We start from the raw sequence: 18184 nt of genomic DNA, 5'->3' as shown, positions 1-18184 counted from the left end.
AACCGCCTAACTTTCATTAAGCGGCAGCTAATTTAATACATTATAAGCTATTTTATGACTTCTTATCAATTTCTAACCAATCAACCATCATTTTTTCAGCTTCTTTTAAGAAAAAGTCCGGCGCTTCATAGTCTTTCGGTAAGGCGTCAATATTCTTAATCGCTTTTTTCCCTTCCCTTGCAAAGCGTGCATTCAGATCTTTCAGACGTTTCGCTTCGTCGGCACGATCTTCTTTCAAACGCTCTTCCAGATTCAGTGACGAATACTTGCGAGCGCCTCTTTCTTTACGGATTGCAATATCTTCGTTTAACGTAATAAACTCAGGTTCTTTCGCAATACGTTCTTCATGCTTAGCAGTTAATGCGGAAACCGCATCTCTTGCATGTCCGGCTTCTTGATAGCTTGCCGCAGGAATTTTATCCCAAGGTAAAGCATTATCTTCAAAACTTTCGCCGGTTTTCTCCGCATTAATAATTTCAGGGAATTTAATATCCGCTTCGACGCCTTTCAATTGAGTGCTGCCGCCGTCAATACGATAGAATTTTTGGATTGTGTATTGAATAAAGCCTAACGGTTCCTGATCCAAGTCATATACAAAATTTAACGAACGACTTTGTTGAACCGTACCTTTACCGAAGGTTTGTTGCCCTACGATAATTGCACGATTGTAATCTTGCATCGCCGCAGCAAAAATTTCGGATGCCGACGCGCTGTGGCGGTTAATCATAACCATGATCTTACCGTCATAAAGCGATTTATCCGCTTCCGGATCTTCATGCACTTTAATACGGTTGAACGCATCTCGAACCTGAACAACCGGCCCGTCTTTAATAAAGAGTCCGGTTAATTCAACAACTTCCGTCAGAGAACCGCCGCCGTTTTCACGTAAATCGATAATTAAACCGTCCACTTTTTTAGTTTTCATTTCATCTAATAATTTACGCACATCATTGGTCAAACCGATGTAAAACGTTGAAATTTTAATTACCGCGACATTTTTACCGTTAATTTTATCAACGGTTAATTTCGCCGCACTGTCTTCTAAACGGACTTTATCTCGAACCAAAGTGATAACTTTCGTTTTACCGCCTTTTTCCGGTTCAATTTCTAAACGGACTTTAGTACCTTTTTTACCTTTGATCTTATCGACAACATCATCTAAACGCCAGCCGATAACATCTTCAATCTCATCGTTATCCTGACCGACACCTACGATCTTATCGCCGACCACCAGTTTTTTACTACGAGCGGCAGGCGCACCCGGCACGAGAGATTTAATCGTGGTTACGTCGTCTTCCATAGCAAGCGTCGCACCGATACCTTCCAAAGACAAATTCATACTTTCTTGGAATGCTTTTGCCGCACGAGGCGAAAGATAACTTGTGTGCGGATCAATTTCACGTGCGAACGCATTTAAATACGTTTGCAATACATCGTCCGCTTTAATTTGCGTCAAACGTTTGATTGCTAAATTATAGCGTTTAATTAACGTTTTCTTAATTTCAGGCCATTTTTTATCTTTAAGATAGAGATTAATTACATCGTTTTTAACACGTTGTTCCCATAGCTGATTGGCTTCTTCAACCGTTGCGGGAAACGCCGCCTTTTCACGATCATTTTCGATTTGATCCGACCCTTTTAAATTCGGCTCTTTATCTAATAAAGACAACGCATACTTATAACGTCCATAACGACGTTTGGTCATTAAATCATAGATTTCAAATGCGGAATCCAACTTACCTTCATACAGCTCATCATCTAATTTCGCCGCATATTTGGCGCGCATCTCATCAATATCGGATTGTAAAAAAGTATTATGCGCTCCGTCTAACCAATCCATATATCGGTTAAAAATCTTATCCGCAAACTCATCGTCTAATTTAAACTTATGGTAGTGAGATTGTGTCAAACGCGCTGTAACACGTTTAGTTGAAAGGCTGTGTTGTTCCGTCGGTTTCGGGGTTACTAACGCACTCTCTTGAATTTGCGGTTCTACCGCAAATGCACTGCTTACGATAGTCCCGAAACAAATAGCAATAAGACGGCTAAGTTGATTTATTTTCATAAAAATCCTGATTCATTATAAAGATATGCAAGCGGTCAAAAAAACGTTACGTATTGTAAAACGACAATAAACCGACCGCTAGACCTGCAAATTATTTATTTCCCTTACCAAATTTGCTTGTTAATGCCGCTAAACTCTCGGCGGTCGCTTTTACAGAAGCTTCTTTCGCAACTCGAGGAGTCTTCTTCACTTGATTTGCAGCATTTTTCTTCGCTTTCTCTTCTTGAGCTTTTTTCTTAAAGAATTCTTTGCGTTGCTCTTTTCGCTGTTCCGCTTTACGAGCCGCATAAGCTTCTTTGGCAACCGTTAAAGTTTGTGCCGCATGCTCTGCTTGCGCTTCATCCACAATACCGGCTTCTTCGCCTTGTAAACCGACACGTTGGACATTTGCTTTACAACAAGCCAAATAACGCCAACTCATCGTATAAGTACGTAACGCCTGACGCAGTAATGTTTTACTGACTTTTTCGTCATTAGCCAGCGCTTCGGCCAAATCTTGGAAAAGTCCGACTTTGAGTGGCTTTGCTTCTCCTTCAACACTAAAACAAAGTGGAAACTTCTCCGCTAAATACGTAATCACTTCTTTTACGCTAGGATTAGTTTTATTGCCATTTTGAATTTTTACTTGTTGTTCTGACATATTGTTTTTCTCTTTAAATTTAAGTCCAAATAGATGCCGACCCAATACAGAGTCTTAGCCCGCTACTATATTTTATTTACGGATTCCCGTCTATATAAAATCAAGTCATTACGCTATTTTGTTACGTTCATATATTTCTATGTTTCAATTCCGATAAATAAGTTCAAAAAATATTTGCTTTAATGTTTTTTTAATGTTCTAATCGAAAACGCTTCTCGTAGCGTTCTTGAGTACGATTGCTTTATCGATGTTTTCCTTTCTATAAATCTTCTGATTTTCTGAGAGTTCTTCGCGAATAAATCTCTAATCTCCAAACAAACGTGCAGCAATTCTTTTCATCAAATTTTTATAAGGAAAATCCTATGTCTAAAGCAACAGGTATCGTTAAATGGTTCAATTCAACTAAAGGTTTCGGTTTTATCACTCCGGATCAAGGCGGTAAAGATATTTTCGTTCACTTCTCAGGTATCGTTGGTTCAAACTTCCGTACGTTAGAAGAAGGTGCAAAAGTTGAATTTGAAGTTCAAGATTCAGAGCGCGGTCCTTCAGCGGTAAACGTAAAAACACTTTAATTTTAAACGTGTATATAAAGAATCTAAAAGCCAGCAAATGCTGGCTTTTTTCATTCCTTCGGACTAAGCGTCGCTAGGCTCATACGCCAGCGGATACAAATCCAATTTATCCATTAACAAGCGGTCGGAGTCTTCTTCCGGATTGCAAGTTGTCAATAACTTCTCACCATAGAAAATCGAATTCGCTCCCGCCATAAAACATAACGTTTGCATTGCTTCCGGCATTGAGGTTCGACCTGCCGATAAACGCACATAGCTTTTCGGCATAGTAATACGCGCAACCGCAATCGTTCTGACAAATTCGGTCCAATCCAGATCCTCGGCATTTTCCAACGGCGTACCTTCGACTTTAATTAATTGGTTAATCGGTACGCTTTCCGGTTGCGGATCGAGATTCGCTAAACTTGCGATAAGTCCGGCACGTTCCGGACGAGTTTCGTTCATCCCGACAATTCCGCCGCAGCATACTTTTAAACCGGCATGACGCACTTTACCGAGCGTATCCATCCGATCATCATGATTACGCGTATGTACGATTTTATTATAGCGTTCCGGATCGGTATCCAAATTGTGATTGTAATAGTCTAATCCGGCTTGTTTTAAATCTTCCGCCATCCCGTCTTCCAGTAAACCGAAAGTACCGCAAGTCTCTAGACCTAACGCTTTTACCACACCGATAATTTCAGACACCACTTTAATGTCTTTCGGCTTCGGTCCACGCCAAGCGGCGCCCATACAAAAACGGCTCGCGCCTCTCGCTTTGGCTATTTTGGCTTTCTCGACAATTTCTTCCACATCCATCATCACTTGCTTTTCAAGCCCGGTATCATAGCGAGCGGACTGAGGACAATATTCGCATTCTTCCGGACATCCTCCGGTTTTAATCGAAAGTAACGTCGATAATTGAATCGCTTGCGGATCAAAATGCTCTCTATGGACTTGTGCCGCTTTAAAAATAAGTTCCATAAAAGGCATTTCGAATAATTCTTCGACTTGGCATTTACGCCAATATTGTGCCGTAGGGTGGGGGGTAAGTTCACTTTTTGCTTTTAAACGCAAATTATAGGTTGTCATGTCATCTCCTTAAATAAACCGAAGCGGTCGTATTTTCTCAAAATCTTACAATTTATTGAGAAAAATAGACCGCTTATACAATACATTAACTGACGTTATTTAGCCGATTTCTGTTTCTGAGCCGCTTTCGCCGATTTTTTGCCTTTAGCTTTTGAATTAACTTCCTGCTTATGCTCGTCTTCCACCATCGTTTTCACGCAAAGATGAAGAATTTGTTCCACTCCGTTTTTAATATATTCGTCGCCACGTACCTTATTTTTTTGAATATCAAGCATTGCATCGTGGATACCTTGCGTCATACTCGGCGTTTGTACCAAATCCCAACAACTTGGATCCAAATGATTAAAATTGCCTTGTAAATCCGCAGCATAAAGCACACCGCTATAATAAGCGTAAATATTATGATCCATTAAGCGATTCAAAATCATTGCTCGAATTTGTTCTACCGGCAGATTAACTTTTTTGTTATACCAATCATCAACACCGTTCATAAATGAATCGATATCATAACTTTCATTTACTCGATCCGCGTAAGTTTGTGCCGTTGCGCCATAAGCTATCGCATAGGATTTTTGATCTACTTCCGAATCGTTTAAACGAGTCCAACTACTTTTACTCGAACAAGCGGTCAGAACCGCCAAGGTTAAGCAGACAAAAATCGGTTTCATCAGTTTTTTCATATCGCACTCCTTATCGCTTTATAAAAATTTATTATCCATTTTACCGAATAAATGGCAAAATTACTTAAGTTTTTTTAAGAGGTCACCATGAAACAGTATTTAGATTTATGCCATCGTATCGTAAACGAAGGAAAATGGGTAGAGAACGAACGTACTGGTAAGCGTTGTTTAACCGTAATTAATGCCGATTTAACCTACAATGTTGCAACCGGAGAGTTTCCGCTTGTTACAACAAGAAGAAGTTTTTGGAAAGCGGCGATTGCGGAATTATTGGGTTATATTCGAGGCTATGATAATGCCGCCGATTTCCGCAAACTGGGAACAAAATCATGGGATGCCAATGCAAATCAAAACTCGGCTTGGTTAGCCAATCCGTATCGTAAAGGCGAAGATGATATGGGTTTGGTTTACGGCGCGGTCGGACGTAACTTCCCGAAAGCGGACGGAGGTTCCGTCGATTTATTGCGCCAGATTGTCGATGATTTAAAAAAGGGAGTGGATAATCGCGGCGAAATTTATACCTTTTATCATCCGGGCGTATTCCATATGGGCTGTTTACGTCCCTGCTTATATAGCCATCATTTCTCGCTTTTAGACGGCACGCTTTATTTAAACAGTACGCAACGTTCCGCCGATGTACCGCTTGGGCTCAATTGGAATATGATCCAATGCTATACCTTCTTGGCTTTAATGGCGCAAATTACCGGACATAAAGCCGGACAAGCGTTTCATAAAATCGTAAATGCGCATATTTATGAAGACCAATTTGAATTGATGCGTGACGTACAATTGAAAAGAAAGCCGCTGGCTTCTCCTAAACTTTGGATTAATCCGGCAATTAAATCATTAGAGGATTTAGAAACTTGGGTAACGCTCGATGATTTTAAAGTCGAAAGTTACGAATATCATCCGGCAATCCAATATCCGTTCTCGGTATAAGAGAAACAAAAAAGCCTAGAATGAATCTAGGCTTTAAAAACTTTGCAAAGAATTATTTTACTAAATCTTTTAATGCTTTACCTGCAACAAACGCCGGCACTTTAGATGCTGCGATTTTGATTTCTTCGCCGGTACGCGGGTTACGACCCGTACGTGCATTACGCTCGTTTACTTTAAAAGTACCGAAGCCGATTAACTGAACGGTGTCGCCATTTTTTAGGCTTTCAGAGATCGCATTTAAAGTCGCTTCTAATGCCGCTTTCGCGTCTTTCTTGCTTAACTCTGCACCAGCTGCGATTGCATCGATTAACTCAGTTTTGTTCATGATTGTATCCTCTAAGATTTATTTTAGATTAAATGACGTTACACGTCCGAAATTGTTGCGTAAAACGTTTACTAGCTTAATTGAAACTTTCCTTTTCGCAAAGGGGATTCGTGATAAAATTGTCGATATTTTAATTTATTGGTTAAATTTTAACCCAATATTACTAATTCCGCTAGTACGAATATCTTCTTTCAGCCCTGAAATGAGTTCAATGTCACGCGCTTCGCATTCATTCAATAAACGATAGATTTGCCATTGCACGTCCAACTCGTCTTGAATTTCTTCCGAATTTTTCAATTCTTGCTCATTCAGTTCTTTTTCATTTTGCATTTCAAGGTAGCTTGCCACCGTGCCGAGAGAGATCTGGCTGATACGGACGGCTTGCTCCAAACTGGAACCTGCAATAATGCCGTGTAATAATTCCGATAACGCTTCACACGCTTCTTGAGCGGGTAATACGCCGAAAAAATCGTAATCGTTCACATCGGGAATAATTTCTTCTAATTTTTCCAGCTGGTTATCAAAATTAATTTTCGCTCCTTTTATTGTCAAAAATTCCCAAATAAGGTTCAGAATATTTTGAAAAATTTTTGCTTTTTCAGGTTGTTGCGTTACATCGCAAAAAAGTTGGTAATTCGGATACATTCTTTCGCAAAGGCACGCCATAAACGTTAAATGCTGCCAAGATTCAAAACGTTCCATACGTTTATGAATAGGATTTCTCATTTTTTCCTCTGTTTTTTCGATTCAAAGACAATTTTCCTTTAACGCAAGCGGTCGAATTTTCATCATTTTTTGCAAAATCTTTCGGAAATTTAACCGCTTGTTTAAGCCAAATCGGCTAGAAGATTACTTATGGTATTGTTTTGAATACTCGTGAACCGCATCAACAAACACTTTCGGGCTTTGTTCCGGCACGTCTTGATGAATACCGTGTCCGAGGTTGAACACATGACCGGAGCCTTGACCGAAACCGGCTAAGATTTGTTTCACTTCCTGCTCGATACGCTCCGGCTGCGCATACAATACGCTCGGATCCATATTGCCTTGTAACGCCACTTTATGTCCGACACGACGACGCGCATCGGCAATATCGACCGTCCAGTCTAAACCGACCGCATCACAACCGGTTTCCGCAATCGCTTCCAACCATAAACCGCCACCTTTGGTAAATAAAGTTACCGGCACTTTTCTGCCTTCGTTTTCACGAATTAAACCGTCCACGATTTTGTGCATATAACGTAGCGAGAACTCTTTATATTCGTTATGCGCCAACACGCCGCCCCAAGTATCGAACACCATCACCGCTTGCGCGCCGGCTTTAATTTGTGCATTCAGATATAAGATCACGCTATCGGCTAATTTATCTAATAATGCGTGTAAAATTTTCGGATCGGCATACATCATTTTTTTAATTTTGGTGAACGCTTTGCTTGAGCCGCCTTCCACCATATAAGTCGCCAATGTCCACGAGCTGCCTGAAAAACCGATTAACGGCACTTCGCCTTTTAATTCACGGCGAATAGTACGTACCGCATTCATCACATATTGTAATTCGCTTTCCGGATCCGGAATCGGTAAGTTGTCCACCTGCGCTTTATTTTCAATCGGGCGAGCAAATTTAGGCCCTTCACCCGCACCGAAACTTAAACCTAAGCCCATTGCATCCGGAACGGTTAAAATATCGGAGAATAAAATCGCCGCATCCAATGCATAGCGGCGTAGCGGCTGTAACGTCACTTCACAAGCTAAATCTGCATTGCGACATAAAGCCATAAAATCGCCGGCTTCCGCACGTGTCGCTTTATATTCCGGTAGATAACGCCCCGCTTGACGCATCATCCATACCGGTGTCATATCAACTGGTTCACGTAGTAACGCTTTTAAGTAACGATCATTTTTTAATTGGTTCATAATATTCCTTGCATATCAATTCAAAGTAGAAACAAGCGGTTAAATTTTATAAAAAATTTGCAAAATTTTGCCAGAAAGTCACCGCTTGTATATAACTCGTTGGGATTAGTGAAGTTGAGGTTTCTCGCTTGTTTTTACGTTTAAGGCAAAATGACTGTGTAAGAAAAGCGTTAATACTCTAAGGTATTCGACCACTTCTTCTCCGGCTTCCAACAACTCGTTATTATCATCGTCTTCATTGTAACCTAATTTGGATATTTCTTCTAAATCATCTAACGCTTCGCCGATTTCATCCGCTTCACGGCTTAATTTAGGTTGCGCAAGCCCCAAACCTAATAAGAATTGGCTGCTCCAGTCGGCTATAGCGTCCGCCAAGGCGAAACCATCTTCATTATTCGGAGTCCAAAGCGAAAATAAGGTATTGGCTTCGTCAAAACTTTCGCTCAATTGTCGGTAAAAGGCACTCAACTCCGCTAAAGGAGCTTGTGAAAAAGCATGCCCGTCATTTAAAAATTGATACGTTAGGGTTTTCCAAGATTCGTCCTGTACGCCGCCCGCAATTAATCCGCTTAAAAATCCATGCACTTCCGCGACGCTTTCGGCGATTTGAAGCTGCGCAATTAATTGATTAAATTCGGTTGATTGTGTAATAGCCATAGTTGTCTTATTTGTGATTCTGTTAAAGAATGGCATAATAGCAAAAAATTTATATTACTTGTGAGGATTTCGCGACTATGTCGGCAAATTATATTGAAGTTCAAATTTTTGGGCAGGTGCTTCGTTTACATTGTCCACCGGATCAACAAGAAAATTTACTTGCCTCTGCACAACGTTTGGAAGAACGCGTTGCACTGTTAAAAGATCAGTCCGGTATCATTCAGCTGGAAAAAGTATTGGCGATTGTCGCTCTCAACCTCAATTATGAACTTGAACAAGAAAAACAAAAGAATGCCAATAACAAAGCGGTTTTGGAATCTTGTATTCATCAATTAGATAACTCTCTGAGTAAGTTGCTTACCGGCAGTTCCGTTGCGATTAATCAAGAAAGTGTTTAAAAGCTGATCGTTTGAGAATTTTTCTCAATTCAAGACTAGGAAAAAACGTGAATTTCCGTTAGTATAAGACTTGCCTGAGGTGTGCGTTACTCGTTACGTCCCTGAGCCGATAATTTGAAACTTTGAGTTGGACATCTAAATGCCGGTGAGCAGGCTTACCTTGAGTAAGAAGCCTAAAGGCAATTAAGTTCGACTCCCTTGAACCTTCTGGTTCAAGGACCACCACAAGTAACGGCACTTCGGGTTCTTTTGCATTAAGGTATTCTCAATATGCAATCACATTCCGTACAAACTCGCAGACAACTTCGTCAATCCATTCTGAACGAACGAGCTAAATTAGCTTTAGAACAACAATCAATCGCTTCTTTTAATCTGATTCCGCAAGCACTTGCTCTTATCAATCAATATCACACCGAACATATTGCACTCTATTTGCCTTTTAATAGCGAAATTTCACCGCTTCCGTTGATTGAACGATTACAACAACAAAACAAATCGCTCTATCTGCCTATTCTCCATCCGTTTGCTAAAGGTCATCTGTTCTTTCAACAATATGATGCAGAAACGCTATTCATCACGCATAAATTCGGTATGCAACAGCCTAAGCCGGACGTACGTAAAGTAAAACCGCTTAATGAAATCGAGATGATATTTACACCGTTACTCGCTTGTGATAAAACCGGTAATCGGTTAGGTTACGGAGGCGGTTTTTATGACAGAACGCTTGCCCTAACTCCGCAAGCGATAAGCGTAGGGCTTGCATATCCGTTTCAATTTGTTGAGAATTTACCGACGGAACCTTGGGATATACCGCTTAACCACTTGATCATAGGAGATATAAAGTGACAGACAAAGAATCCGCAGGAAGTCAAACATTAGTTCGAGGTCTTAAATTACTTGAATTGCTCTCCCAATACCCGAACGGTTGTCCGTTAGCTCAACTTTCCGAACTGGCGAATTTAAACAAAAGTACGGTTCATCGCTTATTGCAAAGCCTTCAGCAAGAAGGATTCGTTCGTCCTGCCCCGACCACCGGAAGCTATCGTTTATCGACCAAATGTTTAGCCATCGGTCAGCGCGCGCTCAGTTCCCTTAATATCCTACATATCGCCGCACCGCATTTGGAGGAGCTTAACCTAAAGTTAGGCGAAACGGTGAATTTCGCTATGCGAGAAGGCAATCACGCCATCTTGATTTATAAACTCGAGCCGACAACCGGTATGATGAAAACTCGTGCCTATATCGGACAAAGGCTTCAGCTTTATTGTTCCGGTATGGGAAAACTATTTTTAGCCTATGATAAAGCGGAATACATTCCGCATTATTGGGAAATCCAACACGATACCATTCAACAATTAACACCGAATACGATTACTACGGTGCCGGCGATGAATGCCGAGCTTGAAAAGATCCGCCGACAACAATTTGCGATGGATGACGAAGAAAACGAAATGGGCGTTTCATGTATCGCCTGTCCTATTTTTGATCATCAGGGACGTGTGAATTACGCCATCTCCATTTCTCTTTCTACGGCAAGACTTATGCAAGTCGGGATTGATACGTTACGTGCGGAAATTCAAGCGACGGCCCATAAGATCTCGGAAGAACTCGGCTGGAATTTCCAATAAGCGGTGCATTTTTCAACATTTTTAGTAAAATCTCAACGAAGAGCTGATTGTATATTCAGGTGTTTTTTCTATCCACAAAGCCTGTGGATAACTTTGTGGATTTCTTTTTGAAAAATCGCTTAACCCTAGATGGAATCTGACTTTATCAGCTTCTTCGGCTAACTGGATACAAAATATCTTATCCTTTAAAATCAATTGGTTATGTTTTTTCCAGTTATTTTAGTTAAAAAAGCAGAAAATTTTTCTTGTAAAGATGCTTGACAATTTCCGCCTGTGTAAAACTTATTTTTTTCTGCTTTGGTATTTATAAAATACCCCAATAATACTTAACTAAAATTTAACATTTTAAACATTTCATTAAAAAATAATTTGCATTCCCTTATTTTTTCCGCTATGTTCCCGAATGAACAAATCTTCTGCGATTTGCCGAAAATTTGATTTAATTCGTAAGTACTGCATAAAAACGCATGAAATTTTGTTAAAAATTCATTTCCATCCTATCTTTTGCTATAATTCACGACTTTTGCATAGCGTTAATTAAATTAGCAACATAGAAAGAATAAGAGGAATAACTATGTTCAACTTCGATCCGACAACCATTACATTCATAATTTATATTATTGGAATGATTGCGATCGGCTTTATCGCCTATCGTGTTACAAATAATTTATCCGACTATATCCTCGGCGGTCGTCGTTTAGGCAGCTTCGTCACCGCCCTATCCGCCGGCGCATCGGATATGTCCGGTTGGTTATTAATGGGGCTACCCGGTGCGGTTTATTCAAGCGGTTTAATTGAAGGCTGGTTAGCTGTCGGGCTTACTATTGGGGCTTATCTTAACTGGAAACTGGTCGCCGGTCGTTTACGTTCACACACCGAACATAGCGGCGATGCGCTTACGTTGCCCGAATATTTTCATAACCGTTTTAATGACGAAACGCGTATTATCAAAATTTTATCCGCAATCATTTTTTTACTTTTCTTTGCCGTATATTGCGCTTCGGGCGTAGTTGCCGGTGCTCGCGTATTTGAAAACCTTTTCGGCGTACCTTATGAAAATGCGATTTGGTACGGTGCGGTCGCAACCATTCTTTACACCTTTATCGGTGGTTTCTTAGCGGTAAGTTGGACCGATACCATTCAAGCTTCGCTAATGTTATTCGCTTTAATTTTAACGCCCGTTTTCGTCATCATAAACGTAGGCGGTTTTGAGGTGATGCAAGAAACGATTGCGAAAGCCGGCGAATTAGCGCAAAAAGATTATAACGACATTTTTGCTGGTACGACCGTACTCGGCGTATTAAGCCTACTGGCTTGGGGTTTAGGCTACTTCGGGCAACCGCATATCGTCGTACGTTTTATGGCGGCGGAAAGCGTAAAATCGCTTGAGAAAGCTCGCCGTATCAGTATGACGTGGATGATTATCTGTTTAGCGGGTGCTATCGGCATCGGTTATTTCGGTATGGCATATTTCTTTACTCATCCGGAACAAGCTACCGTCGTTAATCAAAATAAAGAACAAATCTTTATTGAATTGGCAAAATTACTGTTTAACCCGTGGATTGCAGGCGTCTTACTGTCCGCTATTTTAGCGGCGGTAATGAGTACCCTCTCGGCACAGTTATTAATTTGTTCGAGCGCGATTACCGAAGATCTCTATAAAGGTATCCTTCGCCCGTCCGCAACCGATAAAGAATTAGTATGGCTCGGTCGCATTATGGTGTTAGCGGTTGCCGCATTAGCAATCTATATCGCACAAGATCCGAACAGCCAAGTATTCGGCTTAGTAAAAGACGCTTGGGCGGGCTTCGGTAGTGCTTTCGGTCCGGTGGTATTACTGTCATTATTCTGGAAACGTATGAACGGCTTCGGGGCAATTAGCGGTATGTTAGTAGGAGCGTTAATCGTGTACTTCTGGAAAGACATTACCCTCTGGGCTAATTTACCAGAAGTCTATTCGATGATTCCGGGCTTCATTCTAGCGACGTTAGCGATTGTCTTGGTTTCGCTCATTACTCCGCCGCCGAGCAAAAAGGTAACGGACACATTTGAGCGTGCGGATAAAGCCTATTTAGCAGAGCTTCAATAAAGACAAAGCGATTTGCCGGCAACGGCAAGTCGCTTTTTTGTTTTCGAAATGCAAACTTTTTCATAAAAACGACCGCTTGTTAAAGCGAAACAGGAGTCCTTTATGCCGACAAACATTTATCAACTTCTTCCTTCTTCAGCCGTCCTTCGTGAAAATATCAGCCGACATTATCGTATTGATGAGGCGGAATTAGTTCAGCAGCTCTTAATTGAGGCGGAAACGGAAACATTACAGCCCGAAATCAAAAATCTCGCCCGTAAGCTGATCGAAAAAGTACGTACCAACCGCCAAAAAGCCAGCGGTGTCGATGCATTGATGCACGAGTTTTCGCTTTCAAGCCAAGAAGGTATCGCGTTGATGTGTTTAGCCGAAGCCTTACTGCGTATTCCTGATCAAGTGACCCGAGATAAGCTGATTAAAGACAAAATCGCCAAAGGCGACTGGAAATCACATATCGGAAACAGCCCTTCCTTATTTGTTAATGCCTCCGCATGGGGATTGGTCTTTACCGGCAAATTACTGTCTCTGAATCAGCAAGCATTATCAAGTAGTCTAAATCAGCTGATTAGTAAAGCGGGCGAACCGGTCATTCGCAAAGGTATCGACCTTGCCATGCGTTTACTCGGTAAACAGTTTGTGACCGGCGAAACGATTCAGCTTGCCCTCAAAAATAGCGAAGCGCGTTTTAATAAAGGTTTCCGTTTTACTTACGATATGTTGGGCGAATCCGCATTTACCGAGCAAGACGCACAACGTTATTATCAAGATTATGTGAATTCGATCCATGCGGTCGGCGTAGCCTCAAAAGGGTTAGGCGTTTATCATTCTTCCGGCGTATCGGTTAAACTTTCGGCGATTCATCCTCGTTATAGTCTGGCACAGTATGATCGTGTGATGAATGAACTTTATCCCCGCTTGCGAGATTTATTTCTGTTAGCAAAACGTTATAACATCGGCTTAAATATTGATGCGGAAGAAGCGAATCGTTTAGAAATTTCATTAGATTTAATGGATCGCCTATTGAGCGAACCCGAATTAGCCGATTTTGACGGGATAGGTTTTGTCGTGCAAGCCTACCAAAAACGTTGTCGCTCCGTTATCGATTATTTAATCGCCAAAGCAAGGGAAAACAACCGTAAGTTGATGATTCGCTTGGTAAAAGGTGCTTACTGGGATTCCGAAGTCAAACAGGCTCAAGCGGAAGGAGCAAGCGGCTATCCAGTGTTCACGCGCAAAGTGCATACCGATTTGAATTACATTGCTTGTGCGAAAAAGCTATTAGCGGCACAAGATGTGGTATTCCCGCAATTTGCCACCCATAATGCGCAAACCTTATCCACTATCTATCACTTAGCTAAAGGTAAACGCTTTGAATTTCAATGTTTACACGGCATGGGCGAAACACTCTATGATCAAGTGGTAGGTCAAGAAAATCTCAATATTCAATGCCGAGTGTATGCACCGGTCGGATCTTATCAAACTTTATTGGCTTATTTGGTTCGCCGCTTATTGGAAAACGGTTCAAACAGTTCATTTGTAAATCAGATTGTCGATGAAAAAGTCAGTATTGATAAGTTACTTGAAGATCCGGTAGCAAAAGCCGGTACTACTGCAGGAACGATGCACCCGAAAACGCCGTTACCGCTAAATCTATTTACGGATCGTAAAAATTCAGCCGGATACGAACTAAGCGATATGCACCATTTAGTACAATTAAGCGCACAATTAAACGAATTGGCGAATCACAATCAGTACCGTGCCGTTCCGCAAATTGCCGAGCAATTCTATCAAGGTGCGCAGAGAAAAGTAATTTACAATCCGGCTGATCAAACTCAAATCGTCGGAGAAGTCACCTACGCCAATGAAGCCGATGTCGAAAAAGCTTTTGTAATTGCCGAACAAAATCAGACCACTTGGCAAGCGACTCCGCCGGCACAAAGAGCGGCGATTCTAGAAAAGCTCGCCGATTTAATGGAACACAATATGCCGACTTTATTCGATTTAGCGGTGCGAGAAGCGGGTAAAACGCTGAATAATGCAATTGCCGAAGTCAGAGAAGCGGTCGATTTTTGCCGTTATTATGCAAACGAAGTGAAGTGCAACCCGCAGGCTTATCAAAATCCGAGAGGGATTATCGTTGCAATTAGCCCGTGGAACTTCCCGTTGGCGATTTTTACCGGTGAAGTCGTTTCCGCTTTAGTTGCCGGTAATGTGGTGTTGGCAAAACCGGCGGAACAAACTTCCTTAATGGCACATTATGCAGTGGAATTATGTTACCAAGCCGGTATTCCAAAAGGCGTTTTACAATGCTTACCGGGCAGCGGAGCTGAAATCGGTAATAGATTGACTGCCGCTCCCCGAGTGGACGGTGTGATTTTTACCGGCTCGACCGAAACTGCCAAAACCATCAACCGCAATTTGCAAAAACCATCAACCGCAATTTGCAAAAACAAAGCAAAATCGTACCGCTGATTGCGGAAACCGGTGGACAAAACGCCTTGATTATGGATAGCTCTGCGCTCAGCGAGCAAGTGGTGGCGGATGTGCTTAACTCAGCGTTTGATTCGGCAGGACAACGCTGTTCGGCACTACGTGTACTTTATCTGCAAGAAGATGTTGCCGATCACATTCTCACGATGCTTAAAGGTGCAATGGCGGAATTACGTGTCGGTAAACCGCAATTACTGAATACCGATGTCGGTCCGGTGATCGATCGCACGGCACAAAGTCGCTTACTAGCGCATATTGAAAAAATGAAAGCGGTGGCAAAATCGTACTATCAAGTGCCGATTGCAACAGAGGTGGAACAGAACGGGATTTTCGTACCGCCAACTTTACTTGAAATCGATCATATCTCACAAATCGAACATGAAGTATTTGGCCCGGTACTACACGTGATTCGTTTTAATGCCAACCAATTCGAACAAATTATTGATGACATTAACTCAACCGGCTTCGGCTTAACCAGCGGTTTACATAGCCGTATTGATGCGACCGTTACTCAATGGCTCGACAAAGTACACGCCGGTAACTTATATGTGAATCGTAATACGGTCGGTGCGGTGGTAGGCGTACAACCGTTCGGCGGCATGGGACTTTCCGGTACAGGGCCAAAAGCCGGCGGACCGCTTTATTTACAACGTTTGGTAAAAAGCGAAGCTTGGACGCTTGCGGATTTAGAAGGCGAAACGGTTATAGAAACGGATAAACTTGCACAAGCCGTTCGCCAAACGCTTAGCGGTGAACAACAAAGCGAAGCGTTAGCTCTCTTACAAACTTTACGCCAAAAATCACCGCTTGCAAAAGTGTTTAAAATGCAAGGTATTACCGGTGAAAACAACTATTTACGCTTTGAAGCTCGCCCAATGATTGCAGTAAGTAATGGCTCACTGCTCGAACAAATCAAAGCAATGATAGCGATTGTGGTATGCGGCAGCAAAGCGGTGATAAAAAAAGATTCACCGTTAGCGGAATATGCACATCAATTTACCGAATACGTAACGGTAGCGGACGACTTCAATCGTCTTCCTGCATTAAGCGTGATGATTGTACTTGAGCCGCTTTCTGCAGCAGAACGCCAACATTATGCCGAGCGTAACGGTGCGATTTTAACTTATGTGGAAAGCCTTGACTTGGCACTCTCACTATTACCGCTGGTACATGAAAAGTCTGTCAGCATTAACACCGCAGCTGCCGGCGGTAATGCAACGCTTATGAGTGAAATGGATTAGCATTATCCAAATCAGCTTAATATTTATCCCCTTAGCAATAAACTGAGGGGATTTTTATTTTCTGTTTAGCAAGTCATTTTCTTTTCAGCTATAATGCGCCGACTATCCCGTGAGGTAGTATTTACGTATGTTAATTCAAACCGAGAGTTGAAACAAAAATGACAAATCAAACTATCAGCACACCTAAACAGGTGTTCGTTGGCTTACAAATGCTATTTGTGGCATTTGGTGCTTTAGTATTAATGCCGTTAATTACCGGCTTAGATCCTAATACAGCCCTTCTTACCGCCGGTATCGGTACCCTACTTTTCCAACTTTGTACTAAAGGTCAAGTGCCTATTTTCCTTGCATCTTCCTTTGCATTTATCGCACCGATTCAATACGGCGTACAGCAATGGGGTATCCCAACCACTATGGGTGGCTTGGTATTCACCGGCTTTGTCTATTTTGCATTAAGTGCGTTAGTGAAATGGAAAGGGGCAAATATCCTCGAAAAACTTTTCCCACCGGTGGTGGTTGGTCCGGTAATCATTATTATCGGTTTAGGCTTAGCCCCGACTGCGGTTGATATGGCGTTAGGCAAAGGTACAACGATTGAACCGAATACCGCCTTACTGATTTCGATGGCAACCTTAATCACCACGCTTATCGTGGCGGTATTTGCCAAAGGTTTAATGAAATTAGTCCCGATTATGTTCGGAATTGTGGTTGGTTATATCCTTTCGCTCGTGTTCGGTATCATTGATTTTAGCCCGGTAACTAATGCCGCTTGGTTTAGCTTACCGAAACTCACTACGCCGGAATTTAAGTTAGAAGCGATTCTTTACCTATTACCAATTGCCCTTGCACCGGCTGTCGAACACGTCGGCGGCATTATGGCGATCAGCTCGGTAACCGGTAAAGATTTTATGACGAAACCGGGTTTACACCGTACCTTATTAGGTGATGGTGTTGCTACGTCTGCCGCCGCATTCTTAGGCGGTCCGCCGAATACTACCTATGCGGAAGTTACCGGTGCGGTTATGCTGACCAAAAACTTTAATCCGCGTGTAATGACTTTTGCCGCGATCTGGGCAATTGCAATTTCATTCTGCGGCAAAGTGGGTGCATTCTTACAAACCATTCCGGGCGTAGTGATGGGCGGTATTATGATGTTAGTTTTCGGTTCTATCGCAGCGGTCGGTATGAGTACATTAATTCGTGCCAAAGTAGATATGGGCGAAGCGCGCAACCTCTGTATCGTTTCCGTGGTAATGACCTTCGGTATCGGCGGTATGTTGATTAACGTCGGTGAGTTCTCACTGAAAGGCATCAGCCTATGTGCTATCGCTGCAATTATTATGAACCTACTTCTTCCAAAAGAAGCGGCTAAAAAAGCGGAATAATTGCTAACGATTCCATTCTAAAACAAGCGGTCGAATTTCACTAAAAACTTGCAAATTGCAAAAGATTTAGGAAATTCGACCGTTTTT

The 18184-nt window shown here is 42.0% G+C and carries 15 protein-coding genes, 1 other RNA gene and 1 pseudogene; 9 read left to right on the top strand and 8 right to left on the bottom strand.

What is annotated here, in order from left to right:
* Window positions 1–52: 52 nt before the first annotated feature.
* Both prc and proQ read right to left on the bottom strand, forming a co-directional pair.
* Window positions 53–2065 (bottom strand): carboxy terminal-processing peptidase, encoded by a 2013-nt coding sequence (gene prc, locus DRF63_RS00635; protein WP_005595808.1) that lies wholly within the window; start codon window positions 2063–2065, stop codon window positions 53–55.
* 91 nt (window positions 2066–2156) lie between these two features.
* Entirely contained in the window at window positions 2157–2705 is a 549-nt protein-coding gene (gene proQ, locus DRF63_RS00630; protein WP_005595806.1) for an RNA chaperone ProQ, read from the bottom strand.
* A 362-nt stretch (window positions 2706–3067) separates the two neighbouring features.
* Between proQ and cspE the strand changes: the two genes are divergently transcribed.
* Window positions 3068–3277 (top strand): transcription antiterminator/RNA stability regulator CspE, encoded by a 210-nt coding sequence (gene cspE, locus DRF63_RS00625; protein ID WP_005595803.1) that lies wholly within the window; start codon window positions 3068–3070, stop codon window positions 3275–3277.
* 63 nt (window positions 3278–3340) lie between these two features.
* On the opposite strand, the gene bioB is transcribed toward cspE, so the two are convergent.
* Window positions 3341–4351 carry a biotin synthase BioB gene (gene bioB, locus DRF63_RS00620; protein ID WP_005595801.1) on the bottom strand — a complete coding sequence of 337 codons (1011 nt, stop codon included), beginning with the start codon at window positions 4349–4351 and terminating at the stop codon, window positions 3341–3343.
* 95 nt (window positions 4352–4446) lie between these two features.
* Complete coding sequence (locus tag DRF63_RS00615; RefSeq protein ID WP_005595799.1) at window positions 4447–5031, bottom strand: hypothetical protein; 585 nt, start codon at window positions 5029–5031, stop codon at window positions 4447–4449.
* 87 nt (window positions 5032–5118) lie between these two features.
* On the opposite strand from DRF63_RS00615, the gene DRF63_RS00610 reads away from it, so the two are divergent.
* On the top strand, window positions 5119–5970 hold the full coding sequence (locus tag DRF63_RS00610) for a thymidylate synthase (RefSeq protein ID WP_005595797.1): 852 nt from the start codon (window positions 5119–5121) through the stop codon (window positions 5968–5970).
* A 52-nt stretch (window positions 5971–6022) separates the two neighbouring features.
* Here the strand turns inward: DRF63_RS00610 and DRF63_RS00605 are convergent, their stop codons facing one another.
* From DRF63_RS00605 to DRF63_RS00590, 4 genes are all read right to left on the bottom strand, one after another.
* Window positions 6023–6295, bottom strand: coding sequence for an HU family DNA-binding protein (locus tag DRF63_RS00605; RefSeq protein ID WP_005595795.1), 273 nt, complete (start codon window positions 6293–6295; stop codon window positions 6023–6025).
* A 135-nt stretch (window positions 6296–6430) separates the two neighbouring features.
* Window positions 6431–7021 carry a YjaG family protein gene (locus tag DRF63_RS00600; protein ID WP_043991702.1) on the bottom strand — a complete coding sequence of 197 codons (591 nt, stop codon included), beginning with the start codon at window positions 7019–7021 and terminating at the stop codon, window positions 6431–6433.
* 123 nt (window positions 7022–7144) lie between these two features.
* Complete coding sequence (gene hemE / locus DRF63_RS00595; RefSeq protein WP_005595789.1) at window positions 7145–8209, bottom strand: uroporphyrinogen decarboxylase; 1065 nt, start codon at window positions 8207–8209, stop codon at window positions 7145–7147.
* Window positions 8210–8314: 105 nt separating this feature from the next.
* Window positions 8315–8866, bottom strand: a complete 552-nt coding sequence (locus DRF63_RS00590; protein WP_005595787.1) for a UPF0149 family protein — start codon at window positions 8864–8866, stop codon at window positions 8315–8317.
* Between the two features lie 77 nt (window positions 8867–8943).
* Between DRF63_RS00590 and DRF63_RS00585 the strand changes: the two genes are divergently transcribed.
* From DRF63_RS00585 to DRF63_RS00555, 7 genes and pseudogenes are all read left to right on the top strand, one after another.
* A complete protein-coding gene (locus DRF63_RS00585; protein WP_005595785.1) occupies window positions 8944–9264 on the top strand; it encodes a cell division protein ZapA in 321 nt (106 codons plus the stop codon).
* A 68-nt stretch (window positions 9265–9332) separates the two neighbouring features.
* A non-coding RNA gene (ssrS, locus tag DRF63_RS00580) (6S RNA) lies at window positions 9333–9514 on the top strand.
* Between the two features lie 20 nt (window positions 9515–9534).
* Complete coding sequence (locus DRF63_RS00575) at window positions 9535–10110, top strand: 5-formyltetrahydrofolate cyclo-ligase (RefSeq protein ID WP_005595783.1); 576 nt, start codon at window positions 9535–9537, stop codon at window positions 10108–10110.
* Window positions 10107–10892 (top strand): IclR family transcriptional regulator, encoded by a 786-nt coding sequence (locus DRF63_RS00570; RefSeq protein ID WP_005595781.1) that lies wholly within the window; start codon window positions 10107–10109, stop codon window positions 10890–10892. Before DRF63_RS00575 ends, DRF63_RS00570 begins: the two co-directional genes overlap by 4 nt.
* A gap of 574 nt (window positions 10893–11466) precedes the next feature.
* On the top strand, window positions 11467–12981 hold the full coding sequence (gene putP / locus DRF63_RS00565) for a sodium/proline symporter PutP (protein WP_005618712.1): 1515 nt from the start codon (window positions 11467–11469) through the stop codon (window positions 12979–12981).
* A 102-nt stretch (window positions 12982–13083) separates the two neighbouring features.
* A pseudogene (putA, locus tag DRF63_RS00560) lies at window positions 13084–16712 on the top strand (bifunctional proline dehydrogenase/L-glutamate gamma-semialdehyde dehydrogenase PutA).
* Window positions 16713–16870: 158 nt separating this feature from the next.
* Window positions 16871–18097, top strand: a complete 1227-nt coding sequence (locus DRF63_RS00555; protein WP_005595771.1) for a uracil-xanthine permease family protein — start codon at window positions 16871–16873, stop codon at window positions 18095–18097.
* The last annotated feature ends 87 nt before the right edge of the window (window positions 18098–18184 follow it).

This window comes from Actinobacillus pleuropneumoniae (genome assembly GCF_003290385.1).
GTDB lineage: Bacteria > Pseudomonadota > Gammaproteobacteria > Enterobacterales > Pasteurellaceae > Actinobacillus > Actinobacillus lignieresii.
The sequence above is the reverse complement of the archived record's forward strand: the minus strand, read 5'-3'. Positions and strand labels throughout refer to the sequence as shown.